The 19745-nt window shown below is 70.3% G+C and carries 16 protein-coding genes; 8 read left to right on the plus strand and 8 right to left on the minus strand.

The window, feature by feature from the left end:
- Positions 1–2 precede the first annotated feature (2 nt).
- Entirely contained in the window at positions 3–1847 is a 1845-nt protein-coding gene (locus OG741_RS20815) for an NHL domain-containing thioredoxin family protein (RefSeq protein ID WP_405600013.1), read from the plus strand.
- A gap of 21 nt (positions 1848–1868) precedes the next feature.
- Here the strand turns inward: OG741_RS20815 and OG741_RS20820 are convergent, their stop codons facing one another.
- The 4 genes from OG741_RS20820 to OG741_RS20835 all read right to left on the minus strand — a co-directional run bounded on the left by OG741_RS20820 (position 1869) and on the right by OG741_RS20835 (position 7236).
- On the minus strand, positions 1869–2240 hold the full coding sequence (locus tag OG741_RS20820; RefSeq protein ID WP_405600015.1) for a hypothetical protein: 372 nt from the start codon (positions 2238–2240) through the stop codon (positions 1869–1871).
- A 72-nt stretch (positions 2241–2312) separates the two neighbouring features.
- Positions 2313–3605, minus strand: coding sequence for a M18 family aminopeptidase (locus tag OG741_RS20825; RefSeq protein ID WP_405600017.1), 1293 nt, complete (start codon positions 3603–3605; stop codon positions 2313–2315).
- A gap of 146 nt (positions 3606–3751) precedes the next feature.
- Complete coding sequence (locus OG741_RS20830) at positions 3752–5578, minus strand: acyl-CoA dehydrogenase (protein WP_405605679.1); 1827 nt, start codon at positions 5576–5578, stop codon at positions 3752–3754.
- Positions 5579–5667: 89 nt separating this feature from the next.
- A complete protein-coding gene (locus OG741_RS20835) occupies positions 5668–7236 on the minus strand; it encodes a sensor histidine kinase (RefSeq protein WP_405600018.1) in 1569 nt (522 codons plus the stop codon).
- 79 nt (positions 7237–7315) lie between these two features.
- Between OG741_RS20835 and OG741_RS20840 the strand changes: the two genes are divergently transcribed.
- The 4 genes from OG741_RS20840 to aspS all read left to right on the plus strand — a co-directional run bounded on the left by OG741_RS20840 (position 7316) and on the right by aspS (position 12120).
- A complete protein-coding gene (locus tag OG741_RS20840; RefSeq protein WP_405600020.1) occupies positions 7316–7819 on the plus strand; it encodes an SseB family protein in 504 nt (167 codons plus the stop codon).
- A 112-nt stretch (positions 7820–7931) separates the two neighbouring features.
- Positions 7932–8921: a pirin family protein gene (locus OG741_RS20845; RefSeq protein WP_405600022.1), complete on the plus strand. Its 990-nt coding sequence runs from the start codon at positions 7932–7934 to the stop codon at positions 8919–8921.
- Between the two features lie 159 nt (positions 8922–9080).
- The gene (locus OG741_RS20850) at positions 9081–10229 is read left to right on the plus strand and encodes an AI-2E family transporter (protein ID WP_405600024.1); all 1149 of its coding nucleotides are present in this window, start codon (positions 9081–9083) and stop codon (positions 10227–10229) included.
- 118 nt (positions 10230–10347) lie between these two features.
- Positions 10348–12120 (plus strand): aspartate--tRNA ligase, encoded by a 1773-nt coding sequence (aspS, locus tag OG741_RS20855; RefSeq protein ID WP_405600028.1) that lies wholly within the window; start codon positions 10348–10350, stop codon positions 12118–12120.
- Between the two features lie 108 nt (positions 12121–12228).
- Here aspS and OG741_RS20860 read toward each other — a convergent pair whose 3' ends face one another.
- Positions 12229–12963, minus strand: a complete 735-nt coding sequence (locus OG741_RS20860) for a DUF2637 domain-containing protein (protein ID WP_405600031.1) — start codon at positions 12961–12963, stop codon at positions 12229–12231.
- Positions 12960–13151 carry a hypothetical protein gene (locus OG741_RS20865; protein ID WP_266480263.1) on the minus strand — a complete coding sequence of 64 codons (192 nt, stop codon included), beginning with the start codon at positions 13149–13151 and terminating at the stop codon, positions 12960–12962. The genes OG741_RS20860 and OG741_RS20865 overlap by 4 nt, the downstream gene beginning before the upstream one ends.
- Positions 13152–13556: 405 nt before the next feature.
- Here OG741_RS20865 and OG741_RS20870 point away from each other — a divergent pair, with 405 nt between their 5' ends.
- The gene (locus OG741_RS20870) at positions 13557–14321 is read left to right on the plus strand and encodes a L,D-transpeptidase family protein (RefSeq protein ID WP_405600033.1); all 765 of its coding nucleotides are present in this window, start codon (positions 13557–13559) and stop codon (positions 14319–14321) included.
- Between the two features lie 71 nt (positions 14322–14392).
- On the opposite strand, the gene metG is transcribed toward OG741_RS20870, so the two are convergent.
- A complete protein-coding gene (metG, locus tag OG741_RS20875; protein WP_405600036.1) occupies positions 14393–16009 on the minus strand; it encodes a methionine--tRNA ligase in 1617 nt (538 codons plus the stop codon).
- A 146-nt stretch (positions 16010–16155) separates the two neighbouring features.
- Here metG and OG741_RS20880 point away from each other — a divergent pair, with 146 nt between their 5' ends.
- Entirely contained in the window at positions 16156–16809 is a 654-nt protein-coding gene (locus OG741_RS20880) for a response regulator transcription factor (protein WP_405605681.1), read from the plus strand.
- Between the two features lie 11 nt (positions 16810–16820).
- A complete protein-coding gene (locus tag OG741_RS20885) occupies positions 16821–17915 on the plus strand; it encodes a sensor histidine kinase (RefSeq protein ID WP_405605685.1) in 1095 nt (364 codons plus the stop codon).
- Here OG741_RS20885 and OG741_RS20890 read toward each other — a convergent pair.
- Positions 17912–19576 carry a VWA domain-containing protein gene (locus OG741_RS20890; RefSeq protein ID WP_405600038.1) on the minus strand — a complete coding sequence of 555 codons (1665 nt, stop codon included), beginning with the start codon at positions 19574–19576 and terminating at the stop codon, positions 17912–17914. The two genes, OG741_RS20885 and OG741_RS20890, sit on opposite strands and share 4 nt — an antisense overlap.
- Between the last annotated feature and the right edge of the window lie 169 nt (positions 19577–19745).

Below are 19745 nucleotides of genomic sequence, written 5' to 3' on the forward strand. Positions count from 1 at the left end.
CCATGACTGCCGCTTCGCCTGCCCCGCGCCGCCGCGCCCGTGTCCGTGCCCCTGAGCTGGTCGGAAAGGGCGGCTGGCTCAATACCGGAGGCAAAGAGCTTACCCTCGCCGATCTGCGAGGTAAGTGCATTGTTGTTGATTTTTGGACATTTTGCTGCATCAACTGTCTGCATGTCCTGGACGAGCTGCGCGAGCTCGAGGAGAAGCACCGCGACACCGTGGTGATCATCGGGGTCCACTCGCCGAAGTTCGTGCACGAGGCCGAGCACCAGGCCGTCGTGGACGCCGTCGAGCGCTATCAGGTGCATCACCCCGTGCTCGACGACCCCGAGCTCGCCACCTGGAAGCAGTACGCCGTACGGGCCTGGCCCACCCTCGTCGTCATCGACCCCGAGGGCTATGTCGTCGCCCAGCACGCGGGCGAGGGGCATGCGCACGCCATCGAGAAGCTCGTCGAGGAGCTGGAGGCGGAGCACGTCGCCAAGGGCACGCTGCGGCGCGGTGACGGGCCGTATGTCGCGCCCGAGCCGGTCGCCACGCATCTGCGCTTCCCCGGCAAGGTGCTCGTGCTGCCCGACGGCGGTTTTCTGGTCTCCGACACCACCCGCCATCAGCTGGTGCGGCTGGCTGCCGACGCCGAGACGGTCGTCCAGCGGTACGGCGACGGTGAGCGGGGGCTCGTCGACGGCAGCCCCGAGCGGGCCCGGTTCAGTGAACCCCAGGGGCTTGCCCTGCTGCCCGGGGGGCGCGTCGTCGTCGCCGATACCGTCAACCACGCCCTGCGCGTGCTCGACCTGGAGAACGGCGAGACCACCACCGTCGCCGGGACAGGCAGGCAGTGGTGGCAGGGCTCGCCGGCGAACGGCCCTGCCCGCGACGTGGATCTCTCCTCGCCGTGGGACGTGGCCTGGTGGCAGGGCGAGGTGTGGATCGCGATGGCCGGCGTCCACCAGCTGTGGGCGTACGACCCCGAGCGGGGCACGGTCCGCGTCGCCGCGGGAACCACCAACGAGGGCCTGGTCGACGGCCCGGTCGCCGAGGCGTGGTTCGCCCAGCCGTCCGGGCTCGCGGCGACCGAGGAGCGGCTGTGGGTCGCCGACTCGGAGACCAGCGCGCTGCGGTACGTCGACCGCGAGGGCGCCGTGCACACCGCCGTCGGCACCGGACTCTTCGACTTCGGCCACCGCGACGGTGCGGCCGGACAGGCCCTGCTCCAGCACCCGTTGGGCGTGACCGCGCTGCCCGACGGGTCGGTGGCCGTCAGCGACACGTACAACCACGCGCTGCGCCGCTACACACCTCCTGTTCAAGAGGGGCACAGCGGCGAGGTGACCACCCTGGCCACCGATCTGCGGGAGCCGAGCGACGCCGTGCTGGTCGGCGAGGACATCGTCGTGGTGGAGTCCGCGCGGCACCGGCTGACCCGGCTGCGGCTGCCGGAGGAGGCGGTACGCGTCGATGCCGTAGCCCACCGCACCCAGCGTGCCGCGACCGAAGTCGCCGGAGGCAAGCTGCGGTTGGACGTGGTCTTCCAGGCCCCGGCCGGCCAGAAGCTGGACACCCGGTACGGGCCGTCTACCCGGCTGCTCGTCTCCTCGACCCCGCCGGGGCTGCTGATCTCCGGTGAGGGCGCGGGCACGGACCTGGCGCGCGACCTGGAGATCGATCCGGCGGTCGCCGAGGGCGTGCTGCATGTGTCGGCGATGGCGGCGTCCTGCGACGACGACCCGTCCAACGAGTACCCGGCGTGCCATGTGCACCAGCAGGACTGGGGTGTTCCGGTGCGGGTGAGCGCGGACGGGGTCACGCGGCTGCCGCTCGTACTGGCCGGGATGGACCAGGAGTAGCGGCGCTACGCCCAACACGCCCTAGTGGAAGAGCCCCTGTCGCAGGGGCTGGCGGCCCGCCGCACCGTCCAGGCAGCCGTCCACCCACAGGCCGGGGTCGTACGTCGCCTTGCGCCCGCCCCAGCCGGCGGACCGGATCTCCGCGCACCCGCCGGCCAGGAGCTTCTTCACCTCCTGGCCGGTCGGGTCGTACATCCGGATCCGTCGGCCCTGGACGTAACCCGATTCGTACGCGATGTCCTCGGCCCACGGCGGCCGCTCGTTGTGCCGCTGGATGACGAACCAGCACCCTGCGACAAGGACCGCGACCGCCGAGGCGAGCGTGAGGAACAGGGTGCGCCGCGAGGGGCCGGGCCGGTGGGAGACCACCTTTTGACGACCTTGGAGAACCATGGTCGTCACCGTGGCGCACGGCTGCTTTCGCAGATGTTTCGCACACCCAACCGGCCCCCCAGCCAGGGGACTTCAGGCCTCCAGGAACGCGGTGAGGGCGTTCGCCAGCAGATAGGGGTCCTGTGCGCCGCACAGTTCACGCGCGCTGTGCATCGACAGGATCGCCACGCCGATGTCGACGGTCTGGATGCCGTGCCGGGCCGCGGTGATCGGGCCGATGGTCGTGCCGCACGGCATCGCGTTGTTCGACACGAACGTCTGCCACGGCACCCCGGCCCGCTCGCAGGCTTCGGCGAACACCGCGCGGCCGCTGCCGTCGGTGGCGTACCGCTGGTTGACGTTCACCTTGAGGATCGGTCCGCCGTTGGCCCGCGGGTGGTGCGTCGGGTCGTGTCGCTCCGCGTAGTTGGGGTGGACGGCGTGGCCGGTGTCGGACGAGAGGCACACCGTGCCCGCGAAGGCGCGCGCCCTGTCCTCGTACGCACCGCCGCGCGCGAACACCGAACGCTCCAGCACATTGCCGAGCAGCGGACCGTCGGCGCCGGTGTCGGCCTGGGAGCCGTTCTCCTCGTGGTCGAAGGCGGCGAGGACGGGGATGCAGGGCAGCTCCCCTGACTCGGCGACGGCGGCGAGCGCGGCCGTGCCCGCGTGCACCGAGAGCAGGTTGTCCATCCGCGGCCCGGCGACCAGTTCGCGGTCGCGGCCCAGATAGGACGGCGGCTCGATGGAGTGCACCATCAGGTCCCAGCCGGTGACGTCGCCGTCGGCGAGGCCCGACTCCTGCTCCAGGAACCGGATCAGATCGCCTTCCTCGACCTCGCCGAGACCCCAGATCGGCTGGAGGTGCTTCTGCCGGTCCAGCTTCAGCCCGTCGTTGGCCGAGCGGTCCAGGTGGATGGCGAGCTGCGGGACGCGCAGCAGCGCACGGTCGATGTTGACCAGGCGGTGGCTGCCGTCGCGCAGGGTGAGCCGGCCGGCGAGACCGAGGTCCCGGTCCAGCCAGGTGTTGAGGAGCGTCCCGCCGTACACCTCGACGGCGATCTGCCGCCAGCCGTACGCGCCGGTGTCCGGCAGCGGCTTGACCCGCAGATTGGGCGAGTCGGTGTGGGCGCCGACGATCCGGAACGGGGTGTGCGGCTCGGCGCCCTCGGGCACGTACCAGGCGATGATCGCGCCGCCGCGCAGCACGTACTTGCCGCCGTGCGTACCGTCCCAGGCGTCTGTCTCCAGCACCTGCCGGAATCCGGCCTTCTCCAGCCGCGCGGCCGCGCCTGCGACCGCGTGGTACGGCGACGGGCTCGCCGCCAGGAAGGACATCAGGTCGTCGGTGTGGCCGCGGTCGAAGCGGGCGGTTCTCGCGCTCATGGGGTCACCTTAACGAGGGACAGGCGTGGCCCGTCTGCCGATCGGCCGGGCCCAGGCCGGCGGCGCGTCGGTCCCGGGGGTCCGGTCATGGATGTGGCCCGCCCCCGGAACTGGGGGCGGGCCACATCAAGGACGCATCGGCGTGACTAGAAAGCCGCCTCGTCGAGGTCCATCAGCGAGTTGTCGACAGTCTCCGCGAGCGCGCGCTCCGCCGAGACGCCCGGCAGGACGTTCGTGGCGAAGAACTTCGCGGCCGCGATCTTGCCCTGGTAGAAGGGCACGTCCTTCGCGGAGGCCGTCGGGAGCTTCTCCGCCGCGACAGCCGCGCCGCGCAGCAGCAGGTAGCCGACGACGACGTCGCCCGAGGCCATCAGCAGGCGGGTGGTGTTCAGGCCCACCTTGTAGATGTTCTTGACGTCCTCGCCGGTGGCGATGAGGTCGTTCGTCATCGTGCCGACGATCGCCTCCAGGTCCACCGCGGCCTTGGCGAGCGCGTCGCGGGCCGGGGCCAGCTCGTCGCCGCCGGTGCCGACCGCCAGGAACTTCTTGATCTCCTCGGAGAGGGTGTTCAGCGCCTGGCCCTGGTCGCGGACGATCTTCCGGAAGAAGTAGTCCTGGCCCTGGATGGCCGTGGTGCCCTCGTAGAGGGTGTCGATCTTGGCGTCCCGGATGTACTGCTCGATCGGGTACTCCTGCAGATAGCCGGAGCCGCCAAAGGTCTGCAGCGACTGGGCCAGCTGCTCGTACGACTTCTCCGAGCCGTAGCCCTTCACGATCGGCAGCAGCAGGTCGTTCAGCGCGACGAGCGCCTTGGCGTCCTCGCCCGCGGCTTCCTTGAGGGCGATCTCGTCCTGGACGGATGCGGTGTAGAGGACCAGGGCGCGCATGCCCTCGGCGTACGCCTTCTGCGTCATCAGCGCGCGGCGCACGTCCGGGTGGTGCGTGATGGTGACCTTGGGCGCGGTCTTGTCCGCGAAGTTCACCAGGTCCTGGCCCTGGACGCGCTCCTTGGCGTACTCCAGCGCGTTCAGGTAGCCGGTGGACAGGGTCGCGATGGCCTTCGTGCCGACCATCATCCGGGCGAACTCGATGATCATGAACATCTGGCGGATGCCGTCGTGCTTGTCGCCGATCAGCCAGCCCTTGGCGGGGTGCTGGTCGCCGAACGTCATCTCGCAGGTGTTGGAGGCCTTGATGCCCATCTTGTGCTCGACGTTCGTGGCGTACACGCCGTTGCGCTCGCCCAGCTCGCCGGTCTCCCAGTCGAAGTGGAACTTCGGCACGAGGAAGAGCGACAGGCCCTTGGTGCCGGGGCCGTGGCCCTCGGGGCGGGCCAGCACGTAGTGAAGGATGTTCTCCTCCATGTCGTGCTCACCGGAGGTGATGAAGCGCTTCACGCCCTCGATGTGCCAGGAGCCGTCCTCCTGCTCGACGGCCTTGGTGCGGCCGGCGCCGACGTCCGAGCCGGCGTCCGGCTCGGTGAGCACCATGGTGGAGCCCCAGCGCTTCTCGACAGCTATCTGGGCGACCTTCTTCTGCGCCTCGTTGCCCTCCTCGAAGAGGATGCCCGCGAAGGCGGGGCCCGAGGAGTACATCCAGATGGCCGGGTTCGAGCCGAGGAGCAGCTCCGCGTACGACCAGATCAGGGAGCGGGGCGAGGTGGTGCCGCCGATCTCCTCGGGCAGGCCCAGGCGCCAGTACTCGGAGTCCATGAAGGCCTGGTAGCTCTTCTTGAAGGACGCCGGGACGGGCGCGGTGTTGGTCTCGGGGTCGAAAACCGGGGGATTGCGGTCGGCGTCCGCGAAGGATTCGGCGAGCTCGTTCTCGGCGAGACGCGCGATCTCTTCGAGGATGGTCTTGGCAGTGTCGACGTCCATCTCCGCGAACGGGCCGGTGCCGTACAGCTTGTCGCGCCCGAGGACCTCGAAGAGGTTGAACTCGATGTCGCGGAGATTCGACTTGTAGTGCCCCATGGCGACGGCTCCGTAAGGATCGATGTTTCTCATCCACGTACCACTTAGTAACTACGATGATGCTACCCGTCGGTAATAAGACGCAACCCCTATCGGACATCTGTGACGTGTCCCGCACGGACGGGCCCCTGGTCCTGGGCAGGTTCCTGTGGCAGCGGGCATAGAGGGAAGCGGCCTTCGAGGCACGCTCCCCGGGCGCGGTCCGCGACCGTCAGCGTTCCGCCGTGGCGCGCGGCGATCTCGCGGGCGATGGCCAGGCCCAGGCCGGCGCCGCCGGACGCGCGGGCCCTCGCCTCGTCGAGGCGGGTGAAGCGTTCGAACACGCGCTCCCGGTCGGCCTGCGGGATGCCCGCGCCGTCGTCCGCGACCTGTACGACGACGGTGCCGGCGTTGACGTCGGGACGGGTGCGCACCACGACGGTGCGGGAGGCATGGCGGCAGGCGTTCCCGATCAGATTGCGCAGCAGCCGCTCCAGCTGTGAGGCATCGCCCATGACCGGGGCGGGACCGTCCGCTTCGCGGCTCAGCTCGAGCTTCCGGGCGACCGGCAGGTGCTGGTGCTCGCGTACGAGGTCCTCGGCGATGGCCGACAGGTCGACGGCCTTCGGTTCCGGGCACGGGTGCCGGGTCCCGTCCATCCGGGCCAGCAGCAGGAGGTCGTCCGCCAGGGCCTGGAGCCGTACGACGTCCGCCGCCGCGTTCTCGACCACCGACGGCCACTGGACCGAACCGGGATGGCGCAGCGCGGACTCCAGCTGCGCGCGCAGCCCGGCCAGGGGGCTGCGCAGCTCATGGGCGGCGTCGCCGACGAACTGCTGCTGCCGCGCGGACGCCTGTTCCAGACGGTCGAGCGTCTCGTTGGTGGTACGGGCCAGGTCGGCGATCACATCGGTGCCGGCCGGCACCGGTACCCGCCGGTCGAGGGACTGGCTGGTGATGTCCTCCATCTCCCGCCGGATGGCCTCGACCGGGCGCAGCGACCGGCGTGCGGTGAGATGCACCAGGAACCCGGTCAGCAGCCCGGCGATCGGCACGCCCGTGGTCAGGGTGATCCCGTAGACGATGTCGATCCGGGCCCACTTGTCCTGGACCTCGCGCAGCAGATACACGGCCACCAGGAGCAGGGTGGCGGTGGCCGTGGCAGCGGTCATCACCAGGCGTCCGCGCCCCGCCCCCTGTCCCATCGCGGCCCGGGCGGCCATGCCGGTGACCAGTCCGGCGGTGGGTGCGATGAGCACCAACGTCCACCTGAGGCCGGTGTCGGCCGTCGCGTACGGCAAGTCGGTGCCGTAGTCCGAGAGCAGTCGGACGTCGGTGAAGAACAGCAGCCCGGAGGTCCCGCCCGCGGCGAGCGCCGCGCGGACGCGCAGGGCGGCCGGTTGCCCGTAGCCGGCGGACCAGCACATGACCGTGACGAACAGCGCCCCGACCAGGAATCCCGGCCAGACCAGCAGGGCCACCTCGGGGCCGGCCCCGTCGGTCTGGAACAGCGCGAGCGCGTCCGCGAGCGCGCCCGCGCTCGCGCGTCCGTCCGAGTACTTCAACCAGGCGACGCCGGCCATGACGACGAGCGCCGCCGCCGTGCCCGCGCCCCAGGCCGTATACGCCGGTGGCGGTGGTGCCTGCCGCTCGTCCCCAAGGGGAACGCGCTCAGGCATGGCGGGCGGGGTGAGGGCGGCGGGAGCGGCGGGAGCGGCCATGCCCGGGCGTGGCGGCGGCCTCGGTAGGCTTGCGTCCATGTACGGCTACGAGCAGACCCCCGGTGCCCAGCAGCACTACGGCGCTCCGCCGCAGCAGCCGATGCCCGGTGTCGGCATGCCGGCCGGCGGATACGGCGAGCAGGCGCCCGGATACGGCGAGCAGCCGCTGTATCCCGAGCCGTCGCCCCCTTCGCTCGCCGACGCGGTGCGGGCCTTCACCACGGCGTCGCTGTCCGCGGAGGACTTCCAGCAGATCTTCGCGACCTCGAAGGTGTACTGCCCGCGCGGTGACAATCCGGGATTCCTGGCGCTGCACAACACCCAGCAGCCGGTCATCCCGATGTTCACCTCGCTCAAGGAGCTGCGCAGGTACGCGGGCAAGGAGTCCAAGTACTTCGTGATCACGGGTGCCGAGGTGATCGACCTGCTGCCGACCGGGTACGGCTTTGTCCTGGACATGGAGGGCGACCACCGCATGGTCTTCGACGCGAAGGCCGTGGAGCAGATGGTCGACTTCGCGATGCGGCGGATGTATGGCTGAGCGGCAGGCCTGCCTGTAGGGCGCCCGGGGGGAATTCCTCCCGGGCGTCTCGCGTTCCAGGTGGCAAGAAGTTCAGTCTTCAACTAAACTGGACGCATAAGGAGGCCACGTCATGCCTGCAGTGACTGTCGAGAATCCGCTCACCCTGCCGCGCGTAGCCGCGCCCGCCGAAGCCCTGTCGCGCCCCGTGCTCGCCGTGACCACGGCGCCCAGCGGGTTCGAGGGCGAGGGCTTCCCGGTGCGGCGCGCGTTCGCGGGGATCAACTACCAGTACCTCGACCCGTTCATCATGATGGACCAGATGGGTGAGGTGGACTATGCGCCCGGCGAGCCCAAGGGCACGCCCTGGCACCCGCATCGCGGCTTCGAGACCGTCACGTACCTGATTGACGGAACGTTCGTGCACCAGGACAGCAACGGCGGCGGCGGAACGATCCGCAACGGCGACACCCAGTGGATGACGGCGGGCTCCGGCCTGCTGCACATCGAGGCGCCGCCGGAGTCGCTGGTCATGTCGGGCGGGCTCTTCCACGGGCTCCAGCTGTGGGTGAACCTCCCGGCGAGCGACAAGATGATGGACCCCCGCTACCAGGACATCCGCGGCGGCCAGGTGCAGCTGCTCACCTCGCCCGACGGAGGTGCGCTGCTGCGGGTCATCGCCGGTGAGCTGAACGGTCACGAGGGCCCGGGCATCACGCACACGCCGATCACGATGATCCACGCGACTCTGCGGCCCGGTGCTCGTATCGACCTGCCGTGGCGCAAGGACTTCAACGGCCTCGCGTACGTCCTGGCCGGGCGCGGCGCGGTCGGCACCGAGCGGCGGCCCGTGCGGATGGGGCAGACCGCGGTGTTCGGCGACGGCGACTCGCTCACGGTATGGGCGGATGACACCCAGAACGGCTCGCACACCGGTGACCTGGAGATCGTGCTGCTCGGCGGGCGTCCGATCCGGGAGCCGATGGCGCACTACGGGCCGTTCGTGATGAACAGCCAGGCCGAGCTGAGGCAGGCGGTCGAGGACTTCCAGGCCGGACGCCTCGGCACGATCCCGGCCGTGCACGGACTGGGCGAGCCGGGCGTGGGAGAGACCCAGGGCTGAGGGGGTCCAGGGCGGGGGTCCAGGGCGTGGGCCAGGACTGAGGGTCCCGCGCCCTTCGGCACCTGGGCGTGGGCCGGCCGGTCGCCGGATCTGATGGGGTGTCACCCTCCTGGCCCCGGTGGGCGGGACGGCGTGTGCGCGCTGTGGTCCCGTGGGAGCGTGCAGACCCTTCTTCCCGAGCCCGTGCGGCGGCTTGCCGCCTGGTGCGTGGTCGCGCTCCTTGTGGCCGGGGTCGCCGCCGTCTGCGTATGGCTGGTCGTGGAACTCAAGACCGCCGTTACGCCCGTGCTGCTGGCGCTGCTCGGGACCGCCCTCCTCGGGCCGCTGCACCGGCGGCTGGTGAGGATGAAGGTGAACCGGTCCGTTGCCGCGGCGCTGACCTGTGCGGCGGTCGTCGTCGTCATCGGCGGGGCCGCGTACATCGTCGTCAACGCGCTGATCGACAGCGGCGACCAGATCGTCGACTCTCTGCGGCGGGCCGGCCGGGATCTCGCCGAGCGCTTCGGGGCCGCCGGGACCTCGTTCGACGATCTCGCCAAGAACTCGAGCGAACTGCTCGGCAAGTTCGGGGGGACGGCCGCGTCCGGGGTGATCAGCGGCCTGAGCGTGGTGGGGCAGGTGATCGCCGCCTCCGTCCTCGCGCTGCTGCTCATGTTCTTCTTTCTGCGGGACTCCCACAGAGCGGCCGGTGTGCTGCGGTCCCTCGCCCCGGGCTCGACGGGCGATGCCGCCGAGGCCATGGGGCGGCGGGCCTTCGGGGCCGTCGAGGGCTTTATGCGCGGGACTACTCTGATCGCGCTCATCGACGCCGTCTGCATCACCGTCGGGCTGCTGATCCTGCGCGTCCCCGGAGCGGTCGGTCTGGGCGCGCTCGTCTTCGTCACGGCGTACATCCCCTACCTCGGCGCCTTCCTCTCCGGCACGGTGGCCGTCCTTGTCGCGCTCGCCGACCGCGGGCTCGTGATCGCGCTGTGGGCGCTGGCGGTGGTGATCGCCGTGCAGGTGCTGGAGGGGCATGTGCTCCAGCCCGTGATCCAGAGCCGTACGGTCCAGATGCACCCGGCCGTCGTGATGGTGGCGATCACCGCGGGGGCATCCGTCGCCGGGATTCTCGGGATGCTGGTCTCCGTACCGCTGACCGCTGCCGCGTTCGGCGTGATCGGCGAGCTGCGCAGCCGCTACCCCGCCGACGCGGGCTCCGGCGAGGGTTCGGGCTCCGGCGGTGGTTCGGACTCGGGCGAGGGTCCCGGCTCCGGCGAGGGTCCCGGCTCCGACCCGGGTTCGGGCTCCGGCGCGGCCGATGCGTAGAGCGCCCGGCGGGGCGTGCCGGCCGGTGGCATGCGTATGTCAATGAGCCGGACGGGGGCCGGGCGGTAACCTTGACGGGCCCACCCCCTCTCAAATTGCTAAGACTGGATGAACGACGATGCATCGGTACAGGTCCCACACCTGCGGCGAGCTCCGCGCCTCTGACGTCTCCACCGACGTCCGGCTGAGCGGCTGGCTGCACAATCGCCGAGACCTGGGCGGCATCCTCTTCATCGATCTGCGCGACCACTACGGCATCACGCAGCTCGTCGCCCGCCCCGGCACCGCCGCCTACGAGGCGCTCGACAAGGTCAGCAAGGAGTCGGTCGTCCGCGTCGACGGACAGGTCGTCTCGCGCGGCGCCGAGAACATCAACCCCGAACTGCCCACCGGCGAGATCGAGGTCGAGGTTTCCGCGGTCGAGCTACTGGGCGCCTCGCAGCAGCTGCCGTTCCAGATCAACACCGACGACGGAGTGGGTGAGGAGCGCCGCCTGGAGTACCGCTTCCTCGACCTGCGCCGCGAGCGCATGCACCGCAACATCATGCTGCGCACGGCCGTGATCTCCGCGATCCGGCACAAGATGACGGCGCTCGGCTTCAACGAGATGGCGACCCCGATCCTGACCGCGACGTCCCCCGAGGGCGCGCGCGACTTCGTGGTGCCCTCCCGGCTGAACCCCGGCAAGTTCTACGCGCTGCCGCAGGCCCCGCAGCAGTTCAAGCAGCTGCTGATGATCTCGGGCTTCGACCGCTACTTCCAGATCGCTCCTTGCTTCCGCGACGAGGACGCCCGCGCCGACCGTTCGCCGGGCGAGTTCTACCAGCTCGACGTCGAGATGAGCTTCGTCGAGCAGGAGGACGTCTTCCAGCCGATCGAGAAGCTGATGACCGAGCTCTTCGAGGAGTTCGGCAACGGCCGGCACGTCACCTCGCCGTTCCCCCGCATCCCCTTCCGCGAGTCGATGCTCAAGTACGGCAATGACAAGCCGGACCTGCGCGCCCAGCTGGAGCTCGTCGACATCACGGACGTCTTCGAGGGCTCGGAGTTCAAGGCCTTCGCGGGCAAGCATGTGCGCGCGCTGCCGGTGCCGGACACCGCCTCGCAGCCGCGGAAGTTCTTCGACGGCCTCGGCGACTTCGCCGTCGAGCACGGTGCGAAGGGCCTTGCCTGGGTGCGCGTCGGCGAGGACGGTTCGCTGACCGGCCCGATCGCCAAGTTCCTCACCGAGGAGAACGTCAAGGTCCTCACCGAGCGTCTCTCGCTCGCCCCCGGCCACGCGATCTTCTTCGGCGCGGGCGACTTCGACGAGGTCTCCAAGATCATGGGCGCGGTCCGGGTCGAGGCCGCCAAGCGTGCCGGTCACTTCGAGGAGGGCGTCTTCCGGTTCTGCTGGATCGTCGACTTCCCGATGTACGAGAAGGACGAGGAGACCGGCAGGATCGACTTCTCGCACAACCCCTTCTCGATGCCGCAGGGCGGCCTCGAGGCCCTGCAGACCCAGGACCCGCTGGACATCCTGGGCTGGCAGTACGACATCGTCTGCAACGGCGTCGAGCTGTCCTCCGGCGCGATCCGGAACCACGAGCCCGAGATCATGTTCAAGGCCTTCGAGATCGCGGGCTACTCCAAGGAGACCGTCGAGCACGAGTTCTCCGGCATGCTCCGCGCCTTCCAGTTCGGCGCCCCGCCGCACGGCGGCATCGCGCCGGGCGTCGACCGCATCGTGATGCTGCTGGCCGACGAGCCGAACATCCGCGAGACGATCGCCTTCCCGCTCAACGGCAACGCGCAGGACCTGATGATGGGCGCGCCGACCGAGCTGGAGGAGGCGCGGCTGCGCGAGCTGAACATCGCGCTGCGCAAGCCGGTCGCCGACAAGGACAAGTAGCAGGTACGCGCGAGGGGCCCCGACCGGAAGGTTCGGGGCCCTTGCCCGTTCACACGCCGTACGCGCGAAGGGCCCCGGAACCGCTCAGGTTCCGGGGCCTCGCCGGTTTCAGTCCGAGCAGCAGGCGGCGGCGTGCCCCCCGTGCCGCTGGCGGGAGGCGCGTCGGCAGGGGCTGGTGAGCAGGATCTGGTGGACCAGCTGCTGGAAGGAGAGCAGCGCGGTCACGGGCGGAAGCGCGGCCACGGCCATGGGGATCGGCGACCTGGGCGCGTGGGCGACGCACAGACACATCGCGACGGCGGAGAAGAGCACCACCACGGCCCAGCTGTGTGCGGCGCGGCGGTCGTGCAGCGCGGCCCGCAGGATCGACAACGACGCCACCAGCCACGGCCCGTAGACCAGCAGCGGCCACCATCCGGCCAGCCCGTGGGCTTCGGGGGACGCCATGCGGCGCAGCGGATCGTAGGCGATCAGCCCGCTGAGCACGCTCAGCATGCCGACGATGGCCGCGGTCAGGGCCGCAATGATCAGGCTCAGCACCTTCACCCGCGGCGCCCGGATCCGGCGGACGCAGCGCACCAGCAGACTCGGACGCCTGCGGGCACCGCGCCTGCGGGGGAGGGGCGGGACGGACGAGACGGTGGGTGCGACGGGGTCGGGGGCCGCGGCCTTGAGAAGCTGGGTGAGATCGCTCTCGAAGTCCCAGTGGGTGTCCGGATGGACGTCCAGGCCGTCGGGGATGGTGGGGTCGAGCACATCCGCGCCGAGGGCGTCCGACGGAAACTGGTAGTGATACGGAGCCGTGCCCAACCCGTCGTCGGGACGGGGCCAATATCCGCTCATGCCCGCCTCATCGGCGCCGGGGCGGCGCCGAAACGCCGGGTGAAATCTGCCTGGATCTGCTCCAGGGCGCCAAAGAGGTCGTCGAGCAGATCGGAGCAGTCCGCGTATCCGGACGCGCGCGCGAAGCCCGGATCCCGCTCCTCGTAAAACTCTGCCACCGCTGTGTTCTGCGGGCTCATCGTCGCCATGCCCCTCCCAACGATGAAGAAATTCGTTGGATACGCCCAGCTTGAAGACAATGTCCGATTATTCATGCGTTTAACGCTTCTTCACTTCAATTGTCGATGCGCTATAACTACGGGAAGTTGCGGTCCTGTGATGCGCTGGTCACCCTGGGCAGGGAGACAGACGGAGCCGCGGCTTCCAGGAGTGCACCGCGCCGATCGGCGGCGTCGCCGCGCCGGAACATTGCGATCCTCGTGCGCTTTCCGTACCTCCGGCTCTGTGTCGTTGACGACGCCTCGCGCATTCTCCTTCCGAAATGCAACGAATGATCGCATACATCCGATTTGATGTCGCCGGGACCGACGTCGCCCCGAGCCCCGCCCCAGAAGCAGCAGCACCTTCAGGCTCTCGAACCGAAAGGCCCGCACATGTCCCTCCGCACAGGACTGTTCCCGGCGGTCGCGCTGGCCGTCGCAGGTCTGCTGCTCACCGGCTGCGCGGGCGCCGGCGGCGAGGCGGCGCCCGGGGCGCAGAGATCCGCGGGCGCCGCCTCGACGGGTTTTGCCGGGCATCTCGGCCCCCAGACGCAGATGGTCCGGTCGCAGGAGATCCCCTTCCTCGGACCCCAGACCCGCGCCAGGATCTCCAAGGCGACCCAGCAGGCGGTCGTGGTGGTCGGCGAGGGACCCGACTCCAACCAGTCCGCCGCCACGCTCTACGAGCGCATCCCCGGTCTGGGCTGGAAGGCCGTGTCCGATCCCTGGCCGGCACACAACGGCCTGCGCGGCTGGACCGACGACCACGAGGCCGCCGACCACCGCTCGCCGATCGGGGTCTACGGTCTCACCGACGCGGGCGGCAAGCTGCCCGACCCGGGCACCAGGCTCCCGTACGACCAGGAAGCGGCCTTCGACGCGCCCGGCACCGGCTTCGAGGGCGAGCCGCTGAGAGGCTCCTTCGACCATGTGGTGGCCATCAACTACAACCGCGAGCCGGGTACCACCCCGCTGGACTGGACCCGGCCGCTCGGCGACGAGAAGGGCGGCGGGATCTGGATCCACGTCGACCACGGCGGGCCGACCCAGGGCTGCGTGGCGCTGAAGCTGGACCGGATGAAGGAGCTGCTGGTGTGGCTGGACCCGGCGAAGCGGCCGGTGGTCGTGATGGGCGACGTGGCGGCGCTGAGGCGCTGAGGCCGAGCCGCCCAAGTACGTAAGCGAAAGGGCCCGGGACCTGTGCAGGTCCCGGGCCCCTCACACATGCACTAGTCCTTCTTCGGGTCCTCCAGGCGCGGGAACAGCACCGCGCCCTTCGTCACCGTGGCACCCGCCGGGAGCCTGCCCCACTCGCCCGCGTGCTGGATCCGCTGGTCCGCGAGGGCACCCAGCGGGGCCTCCGCGCCCAGCGAGTCCCACAGGGCCTGCGAGGTCTCGGGCATGACCGGGTTGAGCAGCACCGCGACGGCGCGCAGGGACTCGGCAGCCGTGTACAGGATCGTCGCGAGACGGGCCTGGCCCTGGGGCGACTCGTCCTTGGCGACCTTCCACGGCTCCTGCTCCGTGATGTAGCCGTTGACCTGCTTCACGAAGTCGAAGACCGCCAGGATGCCGCCCTGGAAGTCCAGCTCCTCGCCGATCTTCCGGTCGGCCTCCGCGACCGCCCTGGCCAGGCCCTCCTGGACCGCCTTCTCCGCCTCGCCGGACGCCGTCGCCTCCGGCAGCGCGCCGCCGAAGTACTTGCCGACCATCGCCGCGACACGGGACGCGAGGTTGCCGTAGTCGTTGGCGAGCTCGCTGGTGTACCGGGCGGAGAAGTCCTCCCAGGAGAACGAGCCGTCCTGGCCGAACGAGATCGCGCGCAGGAAGTACCAGCGGTACGCGTCCACGCCGAAGTGCGAGGTCAGGTCCTGCGGCTTGATGCCGGTCAGGTTCGACTTCGACATCTTCTCGCCGCCGACCATCAGCCAGCCGTTGCACGCGACCTTGCCGGGCACCGGCAGACCCTGCGCCATCAGCATCGCGGGCCAGATGATCGCGTGGAAGCGCAGGATGTCCTTGCCGATCAGGTGCACGTTCGCCGGGAAGGTCTCCTCGAACTTCGCGGGGTTCTCGTTGTAGCCGACGGCCGTCGCGTAGTTGAGCAGCGCGTCGATCCATACGTAGATCACGTGCTTCTCGTCCCACGGCACCGGGATGCCCCAGTCGAAGGTCGAGCGCGAGATCGACAGGTCCTGCAGACCCTGCTTGACGAAGTTCACGACCTCGTTGCGGGCGGACTCGGGCTGGATGAAGCCGGGGTTGGCCTCGTAGAACTCCAGCAGCTTCGATCCGTACTCGCTGAGCTTGAAGAAGTAGTTCTCCTCCTTGAGGATCTCCACCGGCTTCTTGTGGATCGGGCAGAGCTTCTGCCCGGTGAACTCGCCCTCGCCGTCCAGCAGGTCACCGGGGAGTTTGTACTCCTCGCAGCCCACGCAGTACGGGCCTTCGTACCCGCCCTTGTAGATCTCGTCCTTGTCGTACAGGTCCTGCACGAACTCCTGCACACGGTCCGTGTGCCGCTTCTCCGTCGTACGGATGAAGTCGTCGTTCGCGATGTTCAGATGCTCCCAGAGGGGCTTCCATGCCTCCTCGACGAGCTTGTCGCACCACTCCTGGGGCGTGACGTTGTTCGCCTCGGCAGTGCGCATGATCTTCTGACCGTGCTCGTCCGTGCCGGTGAGGTACCACACCTTCTCGCCACGCTGACGGTGCCAGCGTGTGAGCACGTCGCCTGCGACGGTCGTGTAGGCGTGGCCCAGGTGAGGAGCGTCGTTGACGTAGTAAATGGGGGTCGAGACGTAGTACGCCTTCGCCCCCTGCTTCTCGGATCCAGTGGCCGCCATGGTCGAAATCCTAACGGCCCGCGCAACGTCCACTCACCTCGATAAGCGGTGCGGAGAGGTCTGCGAAACATCCCCTCCCCTAAGAAGGGCGCATCCTGGGAGGAGGGGCGGTGCAAGGGGAGCCAGGGGATCTGGGGGACGACACGATGCGGGTACTGGTCGCCGAGGACGAGGAAATACTGGCCGAGCTGGTCTCCACCGGGCTGCGACGGGCCGGATTCGCCGTCGACACCGTCCACAGCGGGGACGCCGCGCTCGCGCATCTCGGGCTGCACGACTACGACGTCGTCGTCCTTGACCGCGATCTGCCGCGCGTCCACGGCGACGAGGTGGCGCGCGAGCTGGTCGCCTCCGCGTCCCGCACACGGATCCTGATGCTGACCGCCTCCTCGTCCCTGGAGGACCGCGTCGAGGGCCTCGACCTGGGCGCGGACGACTATCTGGGCAAGCCCTTCGAGTTCCCCGAGCTGGTCTCCCGGGTACGGGCGCTGCGGCGGCGCAGCGCCAGGCCGGTGCCGCCGCTGCTGGAGCGGCACGGGGTACGGGTCGACACGGTGCGGCGGACGGCCGAGCGGGACGGGCGGGATCTCGATCTGTCACCGAAGGAGTTCTCCGTCCTGCAGCTCCTGCTGGAGGCGGACGGGGCGACGGTCTCGGCGGAGGAGCTGCTGGAGCGCGCCTGGGACGCGCACACGGATCCGTTCACGGGCGCGGTGCGGGTCTGTATGAGCAAGCTGCGCGGCAAACTCGGGGAACCGGCGCTGATCCGTACGGTGCAGGGTGTGGGGTACGTCCTGTGAACCGCTCCTACATGGGCCCGGGTTCGACGATCCGGACGCGGATCGCGCTCGTCTACGGCGGGGTCTTCCTGGTGCTCGGCGCGGTGCTGCTGGGCATCGTCAATCTGCTCTCCCGCGCCGGTACGGAGAACGAGGTCGCCGCGATCAGGAAGCGCGTCGTTTCCGCGCTGCCGGTGGAGGACGTGCGCGGGGTCACGGTCGTCCAGCTGACCGACAGCGTCCGGGACGCGGCGGGGCAGCAGATGCTGATCTGGTCGGTGTTCGCCCTGCTGGGGACGGCACTGTGCGCGGTCGCGGTGGGCTGGTGGACGGCGGGGCGGGTGCTGCGGCCCGTACACGCGATGACGGCGAAGGCACGGCGGCTGTCCGAGCGGACGCTGCACGAGAGGATCGCGGCGAGCGGTCCCGACGACGAGCTGAAGGAACTCGGCGACACGCTGGACGCGCTGCTGGCGCGGCTGGAGAAGGCCTTCGACAGCCAGCGGCGGTTCATCGCGAACGCCTCGCACGAGTTGCGTACGCCGCTGGCGACACAGCGTACGGCGATCCAGGTGGGGCTGGACGCGGACTGCTCGCCCGACGAACTGGCCGCTGTGAAGCGGGTGTTGCTCGACAACAACCGGCGCAGCGAACGGCTCATCGAGGGGCTGCTCGTACTCGCCCGGAGCGAGCGGGGGCTGGCCGAGCGGGAGGACGTCGACCTGGGGGAGCTCGTGGCGCAGGAGGCGGCGCGCTACGAGGTGAAGGCGGCGGCGACCGTGTCCGGTGGCGTGGTGCGCGGGAACCGGCTGCTGCTGGCGCAGCTCGTCGGGAACCTGGTGGCCAACGCGGTCGCGTACAACGTGCCGGACGGGACGGTCGACGTCGGAGTCGAGTCTGGGCTGCTGACCGTGACGAACACGGGGCCGGTGGTGGCGGCGGCGGACATCCCGGCGCTGTTCGAGCCCTTCCGGCGGGGCGAGGGGCGGGACCGGATGGGGCCCGGAGCGGGGCTAGGCCTGTCGATCGTCCGCTCGATCGCCGAGGCCCACAGCGGCACGGTGACGGCCGAGCCCGGCCCTGCGGGCGGGCTCGCCGTCACCGTGCCGCTGCCGGTGGTGTCTTAGGGGCGCCAGGCCGCCAGAACGCCGCTGAACAGCTCCGCGTCCGGGAGCTCGCGGGGCGCGGGCCCGGCGTGGAAGAACCCGGCGTTGCCGGCGGTCAGCTTGCGGAGGTAGTCGAAGGCCTTCGCGTCGTGCTCGCCGAACGCGACGAACTGCCAGAAGACGGGCTTGTCGGCCGCCTCCGTCAGCGCGGCGGTGGCCGCGGTCTTCGACTCGGGCGCGCCGTCGGTCTGGAAGATCACCAGCGCGGGCACGGTGGAGTCGGCCTTGGCGTGAAGCGCGAGGACCTCCTCGACGGCGAGGTGGTAGTTCGTACGGCCCATCCGGCCCAGGGAGTTGTGGAGCTCGTCGACGCGGCCCTGGTGCTCGGCGAGGGTCAGCTCACCGGTGCCGTCGATCTCGGTGGAGAAGAAGACGACGTTGACGGTCGCGCTCTCGTCGACATGCGCCGCGAGGGCCAGGGCCTGCTCGCCGAGGTGCTGGGCGGAACCGTCCTTGTAGAACGGCCGCATGGACCCGGACCGGTCGAGCACGAGATACACCCGTGCGCGAACCCCGGTGAGCTCGTGCTTCTTGAGCGCGGCACCGGCGGCCTTGTAGTGGTCGACGAGCTGGGGCGCGAGGGCCTTGACCTGGGCGAGGGTGTGCGCGGGGGCCTGGGTGGCCGGCGGGGTGGTGGGCTCGGTGTCGGGTTGCGCCACGGCGGGGGCCGCCTCCGGCTCGGTTTCCGTAACCGGCTCGGCGGGTTCGGTCGCGGTGACAGCGACGGGCTCGTCGCTCTCGGCAGGGGCCGCGCCTTCGGCGTCAGCCTGCGGCTCGGCCACCGCAACCGGCTCGGCGGCCGGCTCCGCCGGAGCGGCTTCGGCGTCCGGGGCCACGGGTGCGGGTTCGGTCTTGTCGGCCGGAGCCTCGTTCTCCGGCTCCGCCGGAGCGTCCTCGACGGACGCGGCCTCCGCAAGCGGCTCCGCCGGAGCAGCTTCGGCGTCCCGGACTACGGCTTCGGGTTCGGTCTTGTTGGCCAGGGCCTCGTTCTCCGGCTCCGCCGGAGCGGTTTCGGCCGCGGTGACGGGAACGGACTCTTCGTCCTGGGCCGGGGTGACGTCATCGGCGTCAGCCTCCGGCTCGGCCACCGCAGCCGACGCGGCAACCGGCTCGGTCACCGCAACCGGCTCCGCCGGAGCGGCCTCCGGCTCGGCGATCGGCTCAGCTTCGGCAGGAGCAGCCTCCGCCTCGGCGACCGGCGCCGCAGGCGCCGCCTCGGGCTCCGCAGGCGTCACCTCCGCGTCCGCGGTCACCGATTCCGTAACCGGCGCCGCAGGCCGCGCGGCCTCGGGCTCGACCGTGACATCCGGCTCGGCGGCCGGGGCTGCCTCGGGCTCCGCAGGCGTCACCTCCGCGTCCGGGGCCACTGATTCCGTAACCGGCGCCGCAGGCCGCGGCTTGGCCGGTTCCGCGGCCGCCTGGGCCGGGACCTTCGGGGTCGGGTTGTCGAACGCCGCCGAGACCAGGTCCGCCGCCGCCCTTTCCGCCGGGGACGGCGACGGGACCGTCGCGGTCGGCGGTTCCGAACGCTCGGTCTGGGGCGGGACGGAGGCTGCCGTCGACTCGCCTCGCTCCGAACGCTCGCGTCCGAACACCTTGCGCAGCAAGCTCCGAATGCCCATGGGCGAGGCCTTTCGCATGAGTTGAGTGCGGAGAATGTCCACATGTGGCCGGAACGCTCCGCATCCTGGCCACGGTGGACACGTAAGGTTAGCCGCCGCCCGTGGCGATCTCCGGCAGGGGCGGCCCTCAAGCGCCCGCACATGTCAACCCCGCCTCAGCCGGGCCGCA

Origin of the sequence: Streptomyces sp. NBC_01410 (assembly GCF_045040195.1) — a bacterium.
Lineage (GTDB): Bacteria > Actinomycetota > Actinomycetes > Streptomycetales > Streptomycetaceae > Streptomyces.